This window comes from Pseudonocardia sp. CA-142604, from assembly GCF_050948475.1.
GTDB classification, from domain to species: Bacteria; Actinomycetota; Actinomycetes; order Mycobacteriales; family Pseudonocardiaceae; genus Pseudonocardia; species Pseudonocardia alaniniphila.
This window is the reverse complement of record NZ_CP192045.1, coordinates 2629402-2645125: the sequence shown is the minus strand read 5'-3', so window position 1 is coordinate 2645125 and position 15724 is coordinate 2629402. Positions and strand designations below refer to the sequence as shown.

Here is a 15724-nt window from a genome sequence, read left to right as displayed (position 1 = left end):
GAGCGTCGATCAGGAGGGAACGACGGTCAGCCGACGATGTCACGCAACCAGTTGCGCAGCACCACGGCACCGGCGTCGCCGGACTTCTCGGGGTGGAACTGGGTGGCCGCGAGTGCACCGTTCTCCACGGCGGCGACGAAGTCCTCGCCGTGGTGGGCCCACGTGACCAGCGGCGGACGCAGCACGTCCGACGCCTCCATCTCCCACCGCCGCACCCCGAAGGAGTGCACGAAGTAGAAGCGGGTGTCGGCGTCGAGGCCCGCGAACAGGGTGGAGCCCGTGGGGACGCGCAGGGTGTTCCAGCCCATGTGGGGCAACACGTCGGCCTTGATCCGCTCGACGGTGCCCGGCCACTGCCCGCAGCCCTCGGTGCGCTCGCCCCACTCCACGCCGAGGTCGAACAGCACCTGCATCCCCACGCAGATGCCGAGCACGGGCCGTCCGCCGGCGAGGCGGCGCTCGATGATCCGCGGCCCGTCGACGGCGCTCAGACCGCGCATGCAGGCGGCGAAGGCACCCACCCCGGGTACGACGAGACCGTCGGCCTCGAGGGCGGCGTCGGCGTCGGCCGTGACCGTGACATCAGCGCCGACGCGTTGTAGCGCGCGCTCGGCAGAGCGGAGGTTGCCCGACCCGTAGTCCAGCACGACGATCCGCGACACGGGGCAAGGATAGCCGCAACTCAGTTGACCTCTACCCGGGTTCAACAAGCACGCTCCCCGCCATGACAAGGACCGCCGCTGACGCCGGCCTCATGCACGGACGGCTACGCACGCTCACCCTCGGATCGGTCGCGCTGGTGTCACTGGCCGCGTTCGAGGCGATCGCGGTGGCGACAGCCATGCCGACCGTGGCCGCCGCGCTCGACGGCCTCGCCGCCTACGCCCTCGCGTTCGGGCTGCCCCTCGCCACCAGCGTCGTCGGCATGGTCCTCGCCGGGGTGTGGAGCGACGTGCGCGGGCCCGGCGGAGCGATGCGGGTGGGCGTCGCCGGTTTCGTGCTGGGGCTGTTGCTGGCCGGGCTGGCACCGGCGATGCCGCTGCTCGCGGTGGGGCGGGCGGTGCAGGGTCTGGGGTCGGGGCTGTTCTCGGTGGCGCTCTACGTTGTGGTCGCGCGGGTGGTCCCGTCCGCGCTACGACCGCGGATCTTCGCCGCGTTCGCCGCCGCGTGGGTCCTGCCCGCCGTTGTCGGGCCGCCGCTGGCGGGGCTCCTGGTCGAGACCGTCGGATGGCGGTCGGTGTTCCTGCTCGCCGCGGCGCTCGCCCTGCCTGCGGCGCTGCTCGTGGAACCGGCGCTGCGCGGGCTCGGCACCCCGATCGACGACGGCACGGGCACCGGCCACCGTCGGATGCGTCGCGTCCTGTGGGCGGTCGGTGCGGCAGCCGGCGCCGCAGGCCTGCATCAGGCCGGGCACCTCGGCGGCGTGCCCGCGCTGCTGCTCGGTGTGGTCGCCGTGGCCGCCGTCGTCGTCTCGGGCCCGCATCTGCTGCCGGCCGGCACGCTGCTCGCCCGCCCCGGACTGCCCGCCGTGATCGCGGTACGCGGGGTGCTGTCGGCCGCCTTCTTCGCCGCGGAGGCGTTCCTCCCCCTCCTGCTGTCGCGTGAGCGGGACCTGTCGCCGACGATGTCCGGCCTGGTCCTGACGGTGGCCGCAGTGACGTGGTCGGCGGGCTCCTGGTTCCAGGGCCGCGACCGCGCCCCGTCCCGCACCACCCTGCTGCGCGCCGGAACCGCTCTCGTCGCGCTCGGCGTGCTCGCCGCGGGGGCGACGGTCGTGCCCGGCGTTCCGGTGGCCGTCGCGGTGATCGGCTGGGCCGCGGGCGGGCTGGGGATGGGCCTAGCCTACCCGACGCTGTCGGTGCTCACGCTGGAGCTCTCCGCCCCGTCCGAGCAGGGCACCAACAGCTCCGCGCTACAGATCGCCGACGCCCTGTTCGCCGCGGTCGTCCTCGCGCTGACGGGTGCGTTGTTCGCCGCGCTCGTCGACGCCGGCACGGTCGCCTACCTCGCCGGCACCACGGTGGCCGGCGGGCTCGCGCTGGTGGCGGTTCTCATCGCCGGGCGGGCGCGCGCCGCAATGGAGTGATCCTCGACGCGCAGAGCCGCCACGGCCGTCAGAGAGTGCCCTTCGTGGACGCGATCCCGGTGATCCGGGCGTCCGGCTCGACGGCCGCGCGCAGCGCACGGGCGACGGCCTTGAATTCAGCTTCTGTGATGTGGTGGGGGTCACGCCCGTCGAGCACCCGGACGTGCAGGGCTAGGTGGCCGTGGAAGGCCAGGGACTCGAAGACGTGGCGGTTGAGCACCGTGGGGTAGTGGCCCCCGACGACGAAGCCCTGCATGACGTCGGGTTCGCCGGTGTGCACGGCGTACGGGCGGCCGGACACATCGACCACCGCCTGCGCCAATGCCTCGTCCATCGGAATCCAGGCGTCGCCGAAACGGCGGATGCCCTTCTTGTCGCCCAACGCCTGCCGGATCGCCTGTCCGAGCACGATCGCGACGTCCTCGACGGTGTGGTGGGCATCCAGCTCCACGTCACCTTCGGCTTGCACCGTCAGGTCGAACGCGCCGTGTTTGCCGAAGGCGTCGAGCATGTGGTCGAAGAACGGCACTCCGGTGGTGACCTCGGTGGTGCCGGTTCCGTCGAGGTCGATCTCGACGAGGACCTTCGATTCCTTGGTGACCCGCTCGACGCGGCCGATCCTGCTGGTCATGTGTGTAACTCCCGCTCCACCACGTCCGCTGCGACCTGCAGGAACGTGTCGTTCTCCTCCGGTGTGCCGATCGTGACGCGCAACCGCTGCGCGATCCCGACATCGCGGATCAACACACCGCGGTCGAGGAACGCCCGCCAGGCCCGGGGGGCGTCGGCGAAACGGCCGAACAGTACGAAGTTGGCATCGCTGGGCACCACGTCGTACCCGATGGAGGCGAGATCCGCCACCACGCGATCACGCTCGGCGCGCAACAGCGCCACCGAACCGAGCGTGGCATCGGCGTGCCGCAACGCAGCACGCGCCGCGGCCTGGGTGAGGGAGGAGAGGTGATACGGCAGCCGGACGAGCTGCAGCGCGTCGACCACCGCCGGTGCGGCGGCGAGGTAGCCGAGCCGCCCGCCGGCGAAGGCGAAGGCCTTGCTCATCGTGCGCGAGACGATCAGCTTGCGCCCGTGGGTGGGCAACAGGGTGATCGCGCTGGGACGGTCGGAGAACTCGGCATAGGCCTCGTCGACCACCACCACACCAGGGGCCGCGTCGATCAACGCAGCCAGCTCGGCGGGCTCCAACGACTGGCCCGTGGGGTTGTTCGGGCTGGTCAGAAACGTGATGTCCGGGGCGCGCTCACGCAGCACCGCCACCGCCGCGTCGACGTCGACCGCGAAGTCGGCGCGCCGCGGCGCCGGGAGCCACTCGGTGCGCGTGCCCGCCGCGATGATCGGGTGCATCGAGTACGACGGCTCGAACCCCACCGCCGTGCGCCCGGGCCCACCGAAGGTCTGCATGATCTGCTGCAGGATCTCGTTGGAACCGTTGGCGGCCCACAGGTTGGCCATGCCGAGCGTCACACCGCTGGCGCCGGTGAGGTAGGCGGCGAGGTCGGTGCGCAGCGCCTCGGCGTTGCGGTCCGGGTAGCGGTGCAGATCGACCGCAGCCGCATGGACGGCCTGTGTGACGTCCGCGACGAGCTCGGGCGGCGGCGGGTAGGGGTTCTCGTTGGTGTTGAGCCGCACCGCCACATCCAGCTGCGGCGCACCGTAGGGACTGCGGCCACGCAGGTCGTCACGAAGAGGCAGGTCGTCGAGGGTGACCTCGCCGCCCACTGCCGAGAGAAAACACGTCACCGGCCGAACCTCGCTGTGACCGCCTGGCCGTGCGCCGGCAGATCCTCGGCGGCGGCGAGCGTCACGACCTGGTCGGCCACCTCACGCAGCGCCTCCTCGCTGTACTCCACGATGTGCACCCCACGCAGGAACGTCTGCACCGACAGCCCCGCGGAATGACGCGCACACCCGCCCGTGGGCAGCACGTGGTTGGAGCCCGCGCAGTAGTCACCCAGCGACACCGGCGCATACGGGCCGACGAAGATCGCGCCCGCATTGCGCACCCGCAACGCAACGGCGCGCGCGTCCTCGGTCTGGATCTCCAAGTGCTCAGCGGCATACGCATCGACGACGCTGACGCCATCGGCCAGGTCGGACACCAGCACCGCCCCGGACTGCGGCCCGGTCAACGCCGTGCGGATCCGCTCGGTGTGCTTGGTCTGCGGCACCTGGCGCCCCAGTTCGGCGTCGACGGCGTCGATGAGCTCGGGTGAGGTGGTGACCAGCACCGACGCGGCGTTGGGGTCGTGTTCGGCTTGGCTGATCAGGTCGGCGGCCACGTGGACGGGGTCGGCGGTGGCATCGGCCAGCACGGCGATCTCCGTGGGGCCGGCTTCGGCGTCGATCCCGATGAACCCGCGCAGCAGCCGCTTGGCGGCGGTGACGTAGATGTTGCCCGGCCCGGTGACCATGTCCACCGGCTCCAGCGGCGCGCCGTCGGTGTCGGTGCCCCCGTACGCGAGCAGGGCGACGGCTTGCGCGCCGCCGACCGCCCAGACTTCCTCGACCCCCAGCAACGCCGCCGCGGCGAGGATCGTGGGGTGGGGCAGCCCGCCGTGCTCGGCCTGCGGTGGGGAGGCCACCACCAGCGACTCGACCCCCGCGGCTTGGGCGGGGACGACGTTCATGACCACGCTGGACGGGTAGACCGCCAGCCCGCCGGGCGCGTACAGCCCGACCCGGGCGACGGGCACGAACCGTTCGGTGACCGTGCCGCCCGCCACCACGTCGGTGACGATGTCGCGCCGGCGCTGATCGGCGTGCACCGCACGGGCCCGCGCGATCGAGGTCTCCAACGCCGCCCGCACCGACGGGTCGAGCGCAGCGAGTGCACCCGCGAGGGTCTGCGCCGGCACCCGGATCCCGGCTGGGCGCACCTTCTCGAACTGCTCGGCGAACTCCAGAGCGGCCTCTGCCCCCCGCTGCCGCACCGCGTCGACGATCGGGCGGACTCGATGCAGCACCGTGTCCACATCCACCTCGGCACGTGGCAACAGACCACGCAGATCGGCGGTGCGGGGTAGGGGCGCGGCGCGCAGGTCGAGTCGGCGGAGCATGGGTCCCAGGGTACGGGGGCAACGCCGTAATCGGACCAGGGAGGCGTACCGCACGGGGCTCGCCGCGCCGTCACAAGGTGCGGTGTTCCTTCTCGTCGAACGGTAGGTAACCGATGGCGGCTATCCATGAGATCGTCGCCCCGGAAATGACCCATACGACCACCCCTGCAGGCACGGCGAACCACACGTCAATGTCGGCCACGCCAGTGAGAAGCCCGACAGTCAGGCCTCCGCTCGCGAGGCCGAGAGCAGTGCTGGTCGGCACCGGGCCGTCGAACATCCCCGCGAGCAACTCGCTGAGAACGCTGCAGCTCGCGAGGAGGGCGACCACGGCTCCGATCCCGAAGAGCGTGACCGTCCACCACGCCTGGCCTGTGTCGGCGACCAGCACCACCGCGAGCATCGCGCCCCACGAGATCGACAGCAGGACACACGCCCGCCAGACCCCTCGTTTCTCGACTGTCGGCGACGCAACCTGGCCCGCCCTGAGCGCGAGCAGGGCTACGACCATCACCGCCGCAGCGCTCGGACCGGCGACAGCCCAGGGCGCGGACGCGAACCACGTCAGCTGACCGAAGCTGATCGCAGCCGTCGCCAGCGCGGCACCCCATGCCGAGCTCCACGGCTGATCCTTCGCGCTGCGGTAGTGCGGAGCGGTGCGTGAGCCGCGTCGTGCACGCGCATCGGGCTCGATGCCAACTGTCGTCGCCGTGTCCCCGCTCTGGGCGGTGTCGGGGTCGTCGGCGATCTGCCGGGTCGAGTCGAGCACCCGTGTGCCTGACCTCTCAGCTCCTCCCGCTGGCACGTCGCGGGGAGCAGCGAAAAGGTCGAGCAGTTCCCGGACGTCCGGACGCTCGGCGGGATCCTTCGCCAGGCACCCGGTGGCTACGGACACGAGCCGGCCGTCGACCCCGCTGAGGTCGGGCGGTTCGCCCACCGTGCGCAGCACGACCTCGGCATCTGTCGAACCGGCGAACGGCAGATGCCCGGTCGTCGCGAAGACGATGAGCACGCCGAAGGCGAACACATCGCTGGCCGCGCTCGGGGAGCCTCCCCGAAGCAACTCCGGCGCCAGGTAGCCGATCGTCCCGAGACGCCATCCCGTGGCGGTGAGCGGTGCAGCGCCCGGCGCCACCACGCGAGCGATGCCGAAGTCGATCACCCGCGGGCCATCGGGCGCCATCAGGACGTTCGACGGCTTGAGATCCCGATGGATCAGGTCTGCCTTGTGAATGGCAGTAAGAGCCTCGGCTAGCCCAGCGCCGAGTGAGAGGGCATCGGGCACGGACAACGGCCCGCCACCGGTGACGACGTCATGCAATGTCGGTGCATCGATGAAGGCACTCGCGTACCAGGGCGGGGTTGCGTCTGCGTCGCTGTCGACGATCGCAGCAGTCCAGAAACCGCCGACCGCTTTCGCAGCCTCGACCTCACGGCGGAAGCGGGGACGAAACGAACCATCCTGGTCGAGCAGCTCCTGTTTGACGACCTTGACAGCGACTTGGCGCCCGCTTCTGGACCGTCCCAGGTAGACACGGCCCATGCCACCCGAGCCCAGCCGACCAAGGAGGCTGTAGGGGCCGACCTGCCTCGGATCGTCCACGGTCAGATCGTCCAACTGAACCCCCCTCTACGGCGGGCGCAGATTACGGGAGTTTTCGGACCGGCTACGACCCTCGCAGGTCGAGCCCGATATCGAGCGCCGTGACCGAATGCGTCAGGGCCCCCACGGAGAGATAGTCGACACCGGTCTCCGCGTACTCACGGGCGTTCGCGAGCACGAGCCCGCCGGACGACTCGAGCTGCGTCGGCCGGTCACCGCGCCGCCGCGCGGCCTCCCGCGTCTGGTCCACGGAGAAGTTGTCCAGCAGCACCAGCTCGGCGTCGAGCGCGAGCACCTCGTCGAGCTGTTCCAGCGTGTCGACCTCCACCTCGCACGGCAGGCCGGGTGCGCGGGACCGGGCCGCGGCGAGCGCGGCGCTGACCGAGCCGGCAGCGGCCACGTGGTTGTCCTTGATCAGCACCGCGTCGCCGAGGCCGAGGCGGTGGTTCACCCCGCCCCCGCAGCGCACGGCGTACTTCTCCAGCAGCCGCAGCCCGGGCATGGTCTTGCGGGTGTCGCGGATGCGGGCAGCCGTGCCGGCCACGGCGTCCACCCAGGCCGCCGTGGCCGTCGCCACGCCCGAGAGGTGACACAGCAGGTTCAGGGCCGTGCGCTCCGCGGTGAGCAGGCCGCGTACCGGCGCCCGCACGGTGAGAGCGACGTCGCCCGCCGCGAGCCGGTCGCCGTCGGATCGCGCGTCGAGCACCTCGAAGCCACCGGCTGACCCGTCCCTGCCCAGCCCGTTCTCGCCCAGCACGGCGTCGAGGACGGCCAGCACCGCGGGAACCCCGGCGAGCACACCCGGCTGCCGCGCGGTGAACGCTGCGACTGCCACGGCATCGGCCGGGACGGTGGCCGCCGTGGTCGCGTCGGGGCCGTAGCGCAGGTCCTCCCCCAACGCGGTCTCGACGACGCGCTGCAGGTCGTCCAGATCAGGTCCGATCGTCACCGAGGTCATGCCGCCACCGCCATCTCCTGCACTGTCGGTCGTCCCGCTGCGTCGAGCCCGATCACCAGGCTCGACCGCTGCCAGACGTCGTCCCGCTCCGGGAAGTCGGTGCGCACGTGACATCCCCGGGTCTCCCTGCGGTGCCCGGCCGCCGCGAGCACGGCCTGCGCGAGGAGGGTCAGCGCGGCGTCCTCCACGGTCGTCCGGTCGGTCGGCACCCGCAGCGCGATGGCCGCCTCCACGGCGTCCGACGCCGAGGCGAGCCCGGCCGCGTCACGTCCGATCCCCGCCGCCACCGTCATCGCGTGCTGCACGATCGAGCGCGGCGCGATCGCCACAGCAGGCGCCGGCTCCGGGAGGACGACACCCATGGCCCGCGGCACCTGCCGGTCGGCGGCCACCGCGCGCGCGGCGCGCCCACCGATCACGAGTCCCTCAAGCAGGCTGTTGGACGCCAGCCGGTTGGCCCCGTGCAGGCCGGTGCGTGCCACCTCGCCCGCGGCGTACAGCCCGGGCACGGCGGTGCGCCCGTGCAGGTCGGTGACCACTCCGCCGCACGCGTAGTGCGCGGCGGGCGTGACCGGGATCGGCTCCCGGACGGGGTCGACGCCCACCGCCCGGCAGGCCGCGTAGACCGTGGGGAAGCGCACGGCGAACTGCGGGACGGCCGTGGCGTCGAGGTGGACGTACTCGGCGCCGGTGTCGGCGAGTGTGCGGGTGATCGCCGCGGCCACGACGTCGCGCGGGGCGAGGTCGGCGAGCGGGTGCACCCCCGTCATGAACCGCCGCCCGGCGCGGTCGAGCAGCACGGCGCCCTCCCCGCGGACGGCCTCGGTCACCAGCGGAAGACGGCCGACCGCCCGCGTCCGCCGCCCGTTGCTGGGCGCGGCGACCGGATAGAGGGCGGTGGGATGGAACTGCACGAACTCCAGGTCCGCCACGGTGGCACCGGCCCGCAGGGCGAGCGCGACACCGTCGCCAGTGGCCGTGGCCGGATTGGTGCTGCTCGCGTAGAGCTGCCCATACCCGCCGGTGGCCAGCAGCACCGCGGGCGCATGGAGCACGCCGGGACGCCCCGCGTCGTCCAGCACAGTGAGGCCTGCGACGGCGCCGTACTCGTCCCGCAGCACGTCCGTGGCGACGTGTCCGGCAAGCAACGGCAACTGCCGGTCGTGGACCGTGGCCACCAGGGCCCGCTCGATCTCCGCGCCCGTGGCGTCACCGCCGGCGTGGATCACGCGGAACGCGGAGTGGCCGCCCTCCCGGCCGCGGGCGAGCCTCCCGTCGCCACCGGCGTCGAAGACCGCGCCCCGGGCGCGCAGCCGCGCGACCGCCGCCGGTCCCGTGCTGATGATCTCCCGCACGGCGACGGCCTCGGAGAGCCCGCCGCCGGCAGTGAGGGTGTCGACGATGTGTGCGTCGACGCTGTCTCCGGACACGTCACCGAGCACGACCGCGATCCCGCCCTGCGCCCAGCGCGTCGACCCGGCGTCGGGGGCGTCCTTCGTGACGACGACGACGCGGAGCCCGAGCTCGGCGGCGTCCAGCGCGGCGGTGAGCCCGGCGACACCGGACCCGACGACGACGAGGTCGGCCGCGGCCTCCCAGACCTCGCTCATCGCCATCCCTCGCTGCGCTCGGTCAGCGCTGCGCGGAAGCGCTGTGTCACTGATTCGCTCGCAAGCTCGCTCATTCCCCACCCCCGGGCTGACCGATCTCGATCATGCGCTGGACAGCGGCGCGCCCACGGGCGGCGAGTTCGGGGTCGACGTGCACCTCGTCGGTGCCGTCGCGCAACGACCGGAGCAGCTTGTCCGGAGTGATCATCTTCATGAACCGGCAGGAGGCGCGGTCGTTGACGGCGCGGAAGTCGATCTCCGGCGCCGCGCGGCGCAGCTGGTGGAGCATGCCCACCTCGGTGGCCACCAGCACGCTCTTCGCCGAGCTGGCGCGGGCGGCGTCGAGCATGCCGCCGGTGGAGAGGATCTTCACCCGCTCCTCGGGCACCGCGCCCGTGCCTGCGAGGTAGAGCGCCGACGTCGCGCAGCCGCACTCGGGATGGACGAACAGCTCGGCGTCGGGGTTCGCCTCGACCTGGGCGGTGAGCACGGAGCCGTTGATCCCGGCGTGCACGTGGCACTCCCCGGCCCACACGTGCATGTTCTCCCGCCCCGTGACGCGCCGGACGTGGGCACCGAGGAACTGGTCGGGCAGGAACAGCACCTCACGGTCGGCCGGGATCGACTCCACGACCTCGACCGCGTTCGACGACGTGCAGCACACGTCGGTCTCGGCCTTCACCGCCGCGGTGGTGTTGACGTAGGAGACGACCACCGCGCCCGGGTGCTCGGCCTTCCACGCGCGCAGCTCGTCCGCCGAGATCGAGTCGGCGAGCGAGCACCCGGCGGCGGCGTCGGGGATCAGGACGGTCTTGTCGGGAGCGAGGATCTTCGCGGTCTCGGCCATGAAGTGGACGCCGCAGAAGACGATCGTCGACGCGTCGGACTCCGCCGCGATGCGCGAGAGCGCCAGCGAGTCGCCCGTGTGGTCGGCGATGTCCTGGATGGCCGGTAGCTGATAGTTGTGCGCGAGCAGCACGGCATCGCGGCGGCGGGCGAGCTCACGGACCTCGTCCGCCCAGTCCGAGTCGACCGGCGGTGCCCCGGTCGAGGGGGTGGCGACCTCGGTGAGGGTCACGATGTCCTCCTTCTCCCGTTTTCGACTATGAGTCGTAAACGGGCTCGATCGTAGCAGCGCGTTCAGCCCGCCACACCGCTCTCGTGACCGGGAACTCATCGCGACGCAACCCGTAGTTCACGTGTCCCGCTCGGTAACCGCCCCTGCCGCGCTTACCATCCGCGCATGGCCCGCCCCACTGAGCACGAGGTGCTGGCGGCGGTGCTGCAGATCCGCGAGGGCTCGCTGCAGGTACTCGCCTGGCAGCGGGCGCGCCCGCCGGACGAGGGCCGATGGGCGCTCCCCGGCGGCCGGCTCGGGGACGACGAGGACGTCGAGCGATCGGTACGACGCCAGCTCGCGGAGAAGGTCGACGTCCGTGAGGTGACCCACGTCGAACAGATCTCGGTCTTCAGCAACCCCGACCGCGTACCCGGCTCGCGACTGATCGCCACCGCGTTCCTCGGGCTCGTCCCGTCCGACTCCGACCCCGAGGTCCCCGCCGACACCGCATGGCACGCCCTCAGCGCGCTACCCCCCACGGCGTTCGACCACGCCGCCATCGTCGAGGCCGCCCACGACCGGCTGCGCGCCAAGCTCTCCTACACGAACCTCGGGTTCGCGCTCGCCCCACGGGAGTTCACGATCTCCGCGCTACGCGGGCTCTACGTGGCCGCGCTCGGGCATCCGGTGTCCGCGACCAACCTGCAACGGGTGCTCACCCGGCGCCGGCTGCTGGAGCCGACAGGCGAGGTCGCGCCCCCCGGACCGGCCGGCGGACGGCCCGCGGCGCTCTTCCGGTTCACCGATCGAGTACTTCATGTGACCGATGCGTTCGCGGTGCTGCGGCCGCCGAGCGAGCAACTGCGCGGCGCCGTACCGTAGTTGGGTGGCTGAGACGCTCCCGCTGTTCCCGCTGGGCACGGTGCTGATGCCCGGAGCCTCGCTGCCGCTGCACATCTTCGAACCGCGCTATCGGCAGCTCACCGTCGATCTCGTCACCGGCGCGGTGCCGGACAAGGAGTTCGGGGTCGTCGCCGTCCGTGAGGGGTGGGCTCCCGACGACGACGGCATCGCCGGACTGCACACCGTCGGCTGCACGGCGGAGTTGCGTGATGTCCGCAGGCTGCCCGACGGCCGCTTCGACATCGTCACCCGCGGGGCGCGACGGTTCCGGCTGCTCGATCTCGACGACGAGTCGAAGCCCTACCTGATGGGCTCGGTGGAGTTCCTGCCCGACACCGAGGCGCCCTCCGCCGACGGGATGACGCAGATGCTCACCGCCGCAGCCCGTGCGGCCCACCGTCGCTACTGCGCCACCGCGTGGAAGGCCGGCGACTGGTCCGAGCCCGCCGACGACCAGGAGCCGCAGACCCTGCCGCACCTGCTCGCGGCCGACTGCCTGCTCCCGATCGGCGACCGCCAGCGTCTGCTCGAGCAGACCTCCCCCATCGAGCGCCTACGCATGGTGCGCGCACTCCTGGCCCGCGAGACCGGCCTGCTGAGCCAGCTGCGGGCGGTCCCCGCCCCGATCACCACCTATGCGGTGGAGACCAGCATCAACTGACCTCGCGAGCCGCTCGCCCCGGCCCGCGAGTCACGCGGTCAGCGCCAACCGAAGCGCGTGCGCAGTTCCCCGGCGACCCGTTCGAAGCGGTGCCTGTCCAGGACTGCGCCCTCACGCCGGATGTCGTGCTCCCCGACCTCGAGCACCCGGTCGAGCCGGACGAACGACTCCCGGCCCTGGCGGTCCCACGGGCCCGACCCGATGGAGATCCAGTCCCACTCGCCCGCGTGGTCGAGCTGGCTCGACAACATCAGCCCGACGAGCTCGCCGCCCTGCCGCCCGACGACGAGGATCGGCCGGTCCTTGCCCCGCCCGTCGTTCTCCTCGAACGGAACCCACGCCCAGACGATCTCGCCGGGATCCGCGGTTCCGTCGGGGTCGGGCGAGTAGATGATCGTGCGCGCCCGATCTAGGGACGACGCACTGCGGGCCGGCACTCTCCGAGGAGCAGCCGGCTCCTGCTTGCGCGACGACAGCAGGTCCAGACCGATTTTTGTGGCCTGCCGCAGGACTCCGCTCCAGTTCGACATGGCCACAGCATGCTGGACGCACCTGTGACCCACCATTCCTCATGATCACGAACCGGTTGCTGGTGTCTTGCGACTCGGCCTCAGGCGTGTAGATGATCAGCGTCGCGGCGCTGATCGGCGCTCTGCCGTTCGCCGTGGCGGCTGCACCGCGCCGTCCAGCTCGTGGGCGTCACCTGCACCACCATGCGCCGTGCGCAGTCGGGGCAGAACCGCGGCGGTTCGAGCTCCCGACGGGCGGCGCAGCGCGGGTGCTCGCCCTCGTCGGCCGGCACGCCGCACTGGTCGCAGAACCGCGGCGCGCTCACAGCGTCTCGTTCAGGGCCTTGATCGGCATCTGCAGCTCGCCGAGCAGGTCGATGTCGGACTCCGCCGGGCGTCCGAGCGTGGTGAGGTAGTTGCCGACGATCACGGCGTTGATCCCGCCGAGCAGGCCCTTGCGCGCGCCCAGGTCGCCGAGGGTGATCTCACGCCCACCGGCGAAGCGCAGCACCGTGCGCGGCAACGCCAGCCGGAACGCAGCCACGGTGCGCAGCGCATCCGGTCCGGCCATCGGCTCGAGGTCGCCGAACGGGGTGCCGGGACGCGGGTTCAGGAAGTTGAGCGGCACCTCGTCGGGTGTGAGCGACGCGAGCTGCGCGGCGAACTCGGCCCGCTGTTCGAGGCTCTCCCCCATCCCGAGGATCCCGCCGCAGCACACCTCCATGCCGGCGTCCCGCACGAGTCGCAGCGTCTCCCAGCGCTCCTCCCACGTGTGCGTGGTGACGACGTTCGGGAAGTGCGAGCGTGCCGTCTCGAGGTTGTGGTTGTAGCGGTGGACGCCCATCGCGGCGAGCTCGTCGACCTGCTCGGGGGTGAGCATGCCCAGCGAGCAGGCGATGTTGATGTCGATCGCGTCCTTGATCGCCGCGATGCCCGCGGCCACCTGCGCCATCAGCCGCGCATCCGGACCGCGGACCGCGGCGACGATGCAGAACTCGGTGGCACCCGTCTTCGCCGTCTGCTTGGCCGCCTCGACCAGGGACGGGACGTCCAGCCAGGCCGACCGGACCGGGGAGTCGAACAAGCCGGACTGGGAGCAGAAGTGGCAGTCCTCGGGGCATCCGCCGGTCTTGAGCGAGATGATGCCCTCGACCTCGACCTCGGGGCCGCACCACCGCATCCGCACCTGGTGCGCCAGCTCGAGGAGCTCGTCGAGCGCATCGTCGGGCAGCCGCAGCACCTCGAGTACCTGTGCCTCGGTCAGGCCCGTGCCCTCTTCGAGCACCTGCCTGCGCGCCGTGGCCAGGATGTCGGTCTCGATCGTCGTCACGGTCCTGGAGTCTGCCATTCGCCTCCCAGAGCGCTGCCCAGGCCGTGACGTGCGGCCGCTACGAACTCGCCGGGCGGCAACGCGCCTGCACCGTCGGGCAGTGCCCCGACCAGCGGCACACCGGTGACGGCGGGCAGGTCGGTGAGGTTGCACATAGCCGCGAGGTGGGGGGTGGCGGGCCAGGCGCCGACCACGACACCGGCGCAGATCAGGTCCCGCGCGCGGAGCGCCTCGACGGTGAGCTCGGTGTGGTTGAGCGTGCCGAGCTCCACGGTGGCCACGACCAGCACGGGAGCATCGAGCGCCGCGGCGGTGTCGGCGAGGGTGCCCCCGTCGTCGGTGAACCTCACCAGCAACCCGCCGGCACCCTCGACGAGCACGAGGTCGTGGTCCGTGGCCAGCTTCCGTGCCGCGTCAGCGGCCTCGACCGGCGTGACGGGGGGCAGCGCGGCGCGGCGGGCCGCGGTGGCGGGCGCGAGCGGCTCGGGGAATCGGGCCAGCTCGCATGTGGTGATGCCGGGGACGAGCCGGGCCACGTCGGCGACGTCGCCGGGTTCGCCTGCCCCGACCCCGGTCTGCGCAGGCTTCAGCACGGCCACGCGTCGTCCCCGGGCACGTGCGAGGGCGGCGACCGCCGCGGTGACGACCGTCTTCCCGACGCCCGTTCCCGTGCCGGTGACAACCAGGATCTCGCCGGTCATCGTGCCGCCACGGGTGCGAGCACCTCGGCCAGGACCCTGCGGACGAGGACGATGTCGGCGTCCGTCAGCGTGGCCCTCGCCGTCAGCCGCAGCCGGCTCGTGCCCTCCGGGACCGACGGCGGCCGGAAACAGCCGACCCGGATGCCGCGCTCGGCACACGCCCTGGCGGCGTCGACCGCCCGCGCCGGGTCGCCCAGCACGACCGACACCACGGCCGAGGCGGGTGCGGGCACCCCGGCCGCGTCGGCCAGCTCCGCGGCGGCACGCAGCACGGCCGACGGGCGGTCGGGTTCGGCTTGCACCACCCGCAGTGCCGCGAGCGCCGCGCCGGCCGACGCCGGCGCCAACCCCGTGTCGAAGATGAACGACCGCGCCGTGTCCACGAGATGAGCCGTGACGGCGGCCGGCCCGAGCACTGCTCCTCCTTGGCTGCCCAGCGCCTTGGACAGGGTCACCGTGACGACCACGTCGTCGGCTCCCGCCAGCCCGGCCTGTGCGAGCAGGCCGCGGCCACCCGGGCCGACCACGCCCAGCCCGTGCGCCTCGTCGACGACGAGCAGCGCGCCCCGCGCACGGCACACGGCGTGCAGCTCGGGGAGCGGGGCGAGCCCGCCGTCGACGCTGTTGACGCTCTCGGTGACCACGAGGGCCCGCGGCTCCTCGCGAGCGGCGAGCACGGCGTCGACGACGGCCGGATCGTCGTGCGGCACGACCTCGATCCGGGCTCGTGAGAGCCGGCACGCGTCCACGAGCGAGGCGTGGTTCGCGGCGTCGGAGACGATCAGCGTGCCCGGACCCGTCAGCGCCGTCAGCACGCCGAGGTTGGCCGCGTACCCGGAGGAGAACACCAGCCCGGACTCGGCGCCGCAGAAGCCGGCGAGCTCGCGCTCCAACTCGTCGTGGAGTGCGGTGGTGCCGGTGACCAGACGGGAACCCGTCGAGCCCGCGCCCCACGTCTGCAGGGCATCAACCCCTCCGGCGATCACGCGTGGGTCGCCGGTGAGGCCCAGGTAGTCGTTGCCCGCGAGGTCGAGCACGGAGTCCGCGGCGCCGCGGGGGCGCAGTTCGCGTCGGAGTCCGGCTTCCCGTCTCCGCGAGGCATGCGGTTCGAGCCAGGCCAACGGGTGCGAGGGCGGGAAGGGGGCCACGGGCACCCACCGTAACGACCCGCACGAGCGGGGCGCACACGGCAAGCCCGTCGCGCCGGGGCCGCGATGCGCGGATGGGGT

16 protein-coding genes are annotated in these 15724 nt (G+C 72.4%); 3 read left to right on the top strand and 13 right to left on the bottom strand.

Features of this window, described 5'->3' with window-relative positions; all coding sequences use genetic code 11:
* Nucleotides 1-26: 26 nt before the first annotated feature.
* Nucleotides 27-662, bottom strand: coding sequence for an imidazole glycerol phosphate synthase subunit HisH (hisH, locus tag ACQPZQ_RS12095; RefSeq protein WP_241043221.1), 636 nt, complete (start codon nt 660-662; stop codon nt 27-29).
* 62 nt (nt 663-724) lie between these two features.
* Here hisH and ACQPZQ_RS12090 point away from each other — a divergent pair, with 62 nt between their 5' ends.
* Entirely contained in the window at nt 725-2086 is a 1362-nt protein-coding gene (locus ACQPZQ_RS12090; RefSeq protein WP_433295058.1) for an MFS transporter, read from the top strand.
* 28 nt (nt 2087-2114) lie between these two features.
* On the opposite strand, the gene hisB is transcribed toward ACQPZQ_RS12090, so the two are convergent.
* The 7 genes from hisB to nadA form a co-directional block, all read right to left on the bottom strand.
* Entirely contained in the window at nt 2115-2717 is a 603-nt protein-coding gene (hisB, locus tag ACQPZQ_RS12085) for an imidazoleglycerol-phosphate dehydratase HisB (protein WP_433295056.1), read from the bottom strand.
* Nucleotides 2714-3844 carry a histidinol-phosphate transaminase gene (locus ACQPZQ_RS12080; RefSeq protein ID WP_433284162.1) on the bottom strand — a complete coding sequence of 377 codons (1131 nt, stop codon included), beginning with the start codon at nt 3842-3844 and terminating at the stop codon, nt 2714-2716. The genes hisB and ACQPZQ_RS12080 overlap by 4 nt, the downstream gene beginning before the upstream one ends.
* Nucleotides 3841-5160, bottom strand: coding sequence for a histidinol dehydrogenase (gene hisD / locus ACQPZQ_RS12075; RefSeq protein ID WP_433295054.1), 1320 nt, complete (start codon nt 5158-5160; stop codon nt 3841-3843). Before hisD ends, ACQPZQ_RS12080 begins: the two co-directional genes overlap by 4 nt.
* 70 nt (nt 5161-5230) lie before the next feature.
* A complete protein-coding gene (locus ACQPZQ_RS12070) occupies nt 5231-6763 on the bottom strand; it encodes a serine/threonine-protein kinase (RefSeq protein WP_433295052.1) in 1533 nt (510 codons plus the stop codon).
* A gap of 64 nt (nt 6764-6827) precedes the next feature.
* A complete protein-coding gene (gene nadC, locus ACQPZQ_RS12065; protein ID WP_433295050.1) occupies nt 6828-7721 on the bottom strand; it encodes a carboxylating nicotinate-nucleotide diphosphorylase in 894 nt (297 codons plus the stop codon).
* On the bottom strand, nt 7718-9331 hold the full coding sequence (locus tag ACQPZQ_RS12060) for an L-aspartate oxidase (protein WP_433295048.1): 1614 nt from the start codon (nt 9329-9331) through the stop codon (nt 7718-7720). The genes nadC and ACQPZQ_RS12060 overlap by 4 nt, the downstream gene beginning before the upstream one ends.
* 70 nt (nt 9332-9401) lie before the next feature.
* The gene (nadA, locus tag ACQPZQ_RS12055) at nt 9402-10409 is read right to left on the bottom strand and encodes a quinolinate synthase NadA (RefSeq protein ID WP_433295046.1); all 1008 of its coding nucleotides are present in this window, start codon (nt 10407-10409) and stop codon (nt 9402-9404) included.
* Nucleotides 10410-10574: 165 nt separating this feature from the next.
* Here nadA and ACQPZQ_RS12050 point away from each other — a divergent pair, with 165 nt between their 5' ends.
* A complete protein-coding gene (locus ACQPZQ_RS12050; RefSeq protein WP_433295044.1) occupies nt 10575-11273 on the top strand; it encodes an NUDIX hydrolase in 699 nt (232 codons plus the stop codon).
* Between the two features lie 4 nt (nt 11274-11277).
* Nucleotides 11278-11955, top strand: a complete 678-nt coding sequence (locus ACQPZQ_RS12045; protein WP_241039389.1) for an LON peptidase substrate-binding domain-containing protein — start codon at nt 11278-11280, stop codon at nt 11953-11955.
* A gap of 38 nt (nt 11956-11993) precedes the next feature.
* On the opposite strand, the gene ACQPZQ_RS12040 is transcribed toward ACQPZQ_RS12045, so the two are convergent.
* From ACQPZQ_RS12040 to ACQPZQ_RS12020, 5 genes are all read right to left on the bottom strand, one after another.
* Nucleotides 11994-12485: a type II toxin-antitoxin system PemK/MazF family toxin gene (locus ACQPZQ_RS12040; protein ID WP_433295042.1), complete on the bottom strand. Its 492-nt coding sequence runs from the start codon at nt 12483-12485 to the stop codon at nt 11994-11996.
* An 80-nt stretch (nt 12486-12565) separates the two neighbouring features.
* Nucleotides 12566-12790, bottom strand: coding sequence for a hypothetical protein (locus tag ACQPZQ_RS12035; RefSeq protein WP_433295040.1), 225 nt, complete (start codon nt 12788-12790; stop codon nt 12566-12568).
* Nucleotides 12787-13812, bottom strand: coding sequence for a biotin synthase BioB (gene bioB, locus ACQPZQ_RS12030; protein WP_433295038.1), 1026 nt, complete (start codon nt 13810-13812; stop codon nt 12787-12789). The genes ACQPZQ_RS12035 and bioB overlap by 4 nt, the downstream gene beginning before the upstream one ends.
* Nucleotides 13791-14495 carry a dethiobiotin synthase gene (gene bioD / locus ACQPZQ_RS12025; protein ID WP_433295036.1) on the bottom strand — a complete coding sequence of 235 codons (705 nt, stop codon included), beginning with the start codon at nt 14493-14495 and terminating at the stop codon, nt 13791-13793. Before bioD ends, bioB begins: the two co-directional genes overlap by 22 nt.
* Nucleotides 14492-15643 (bottom strand): 8-amino-7-oxononanoate synthase, encoded by a 1152-nt coding sequence (locus tag ACQPZQ_RS12020; protein ID WP_433295034.1) that lies wholly within the window; start codon nt 15641-15643, stop codon nt 14492-14494. Before ACQPZQ_RS12020 ends, bioD begins: the two co-directional genes overlap by 4 nt.
* Nucleotides 15644-15724 lie beyond the last annotated feature (81 nt).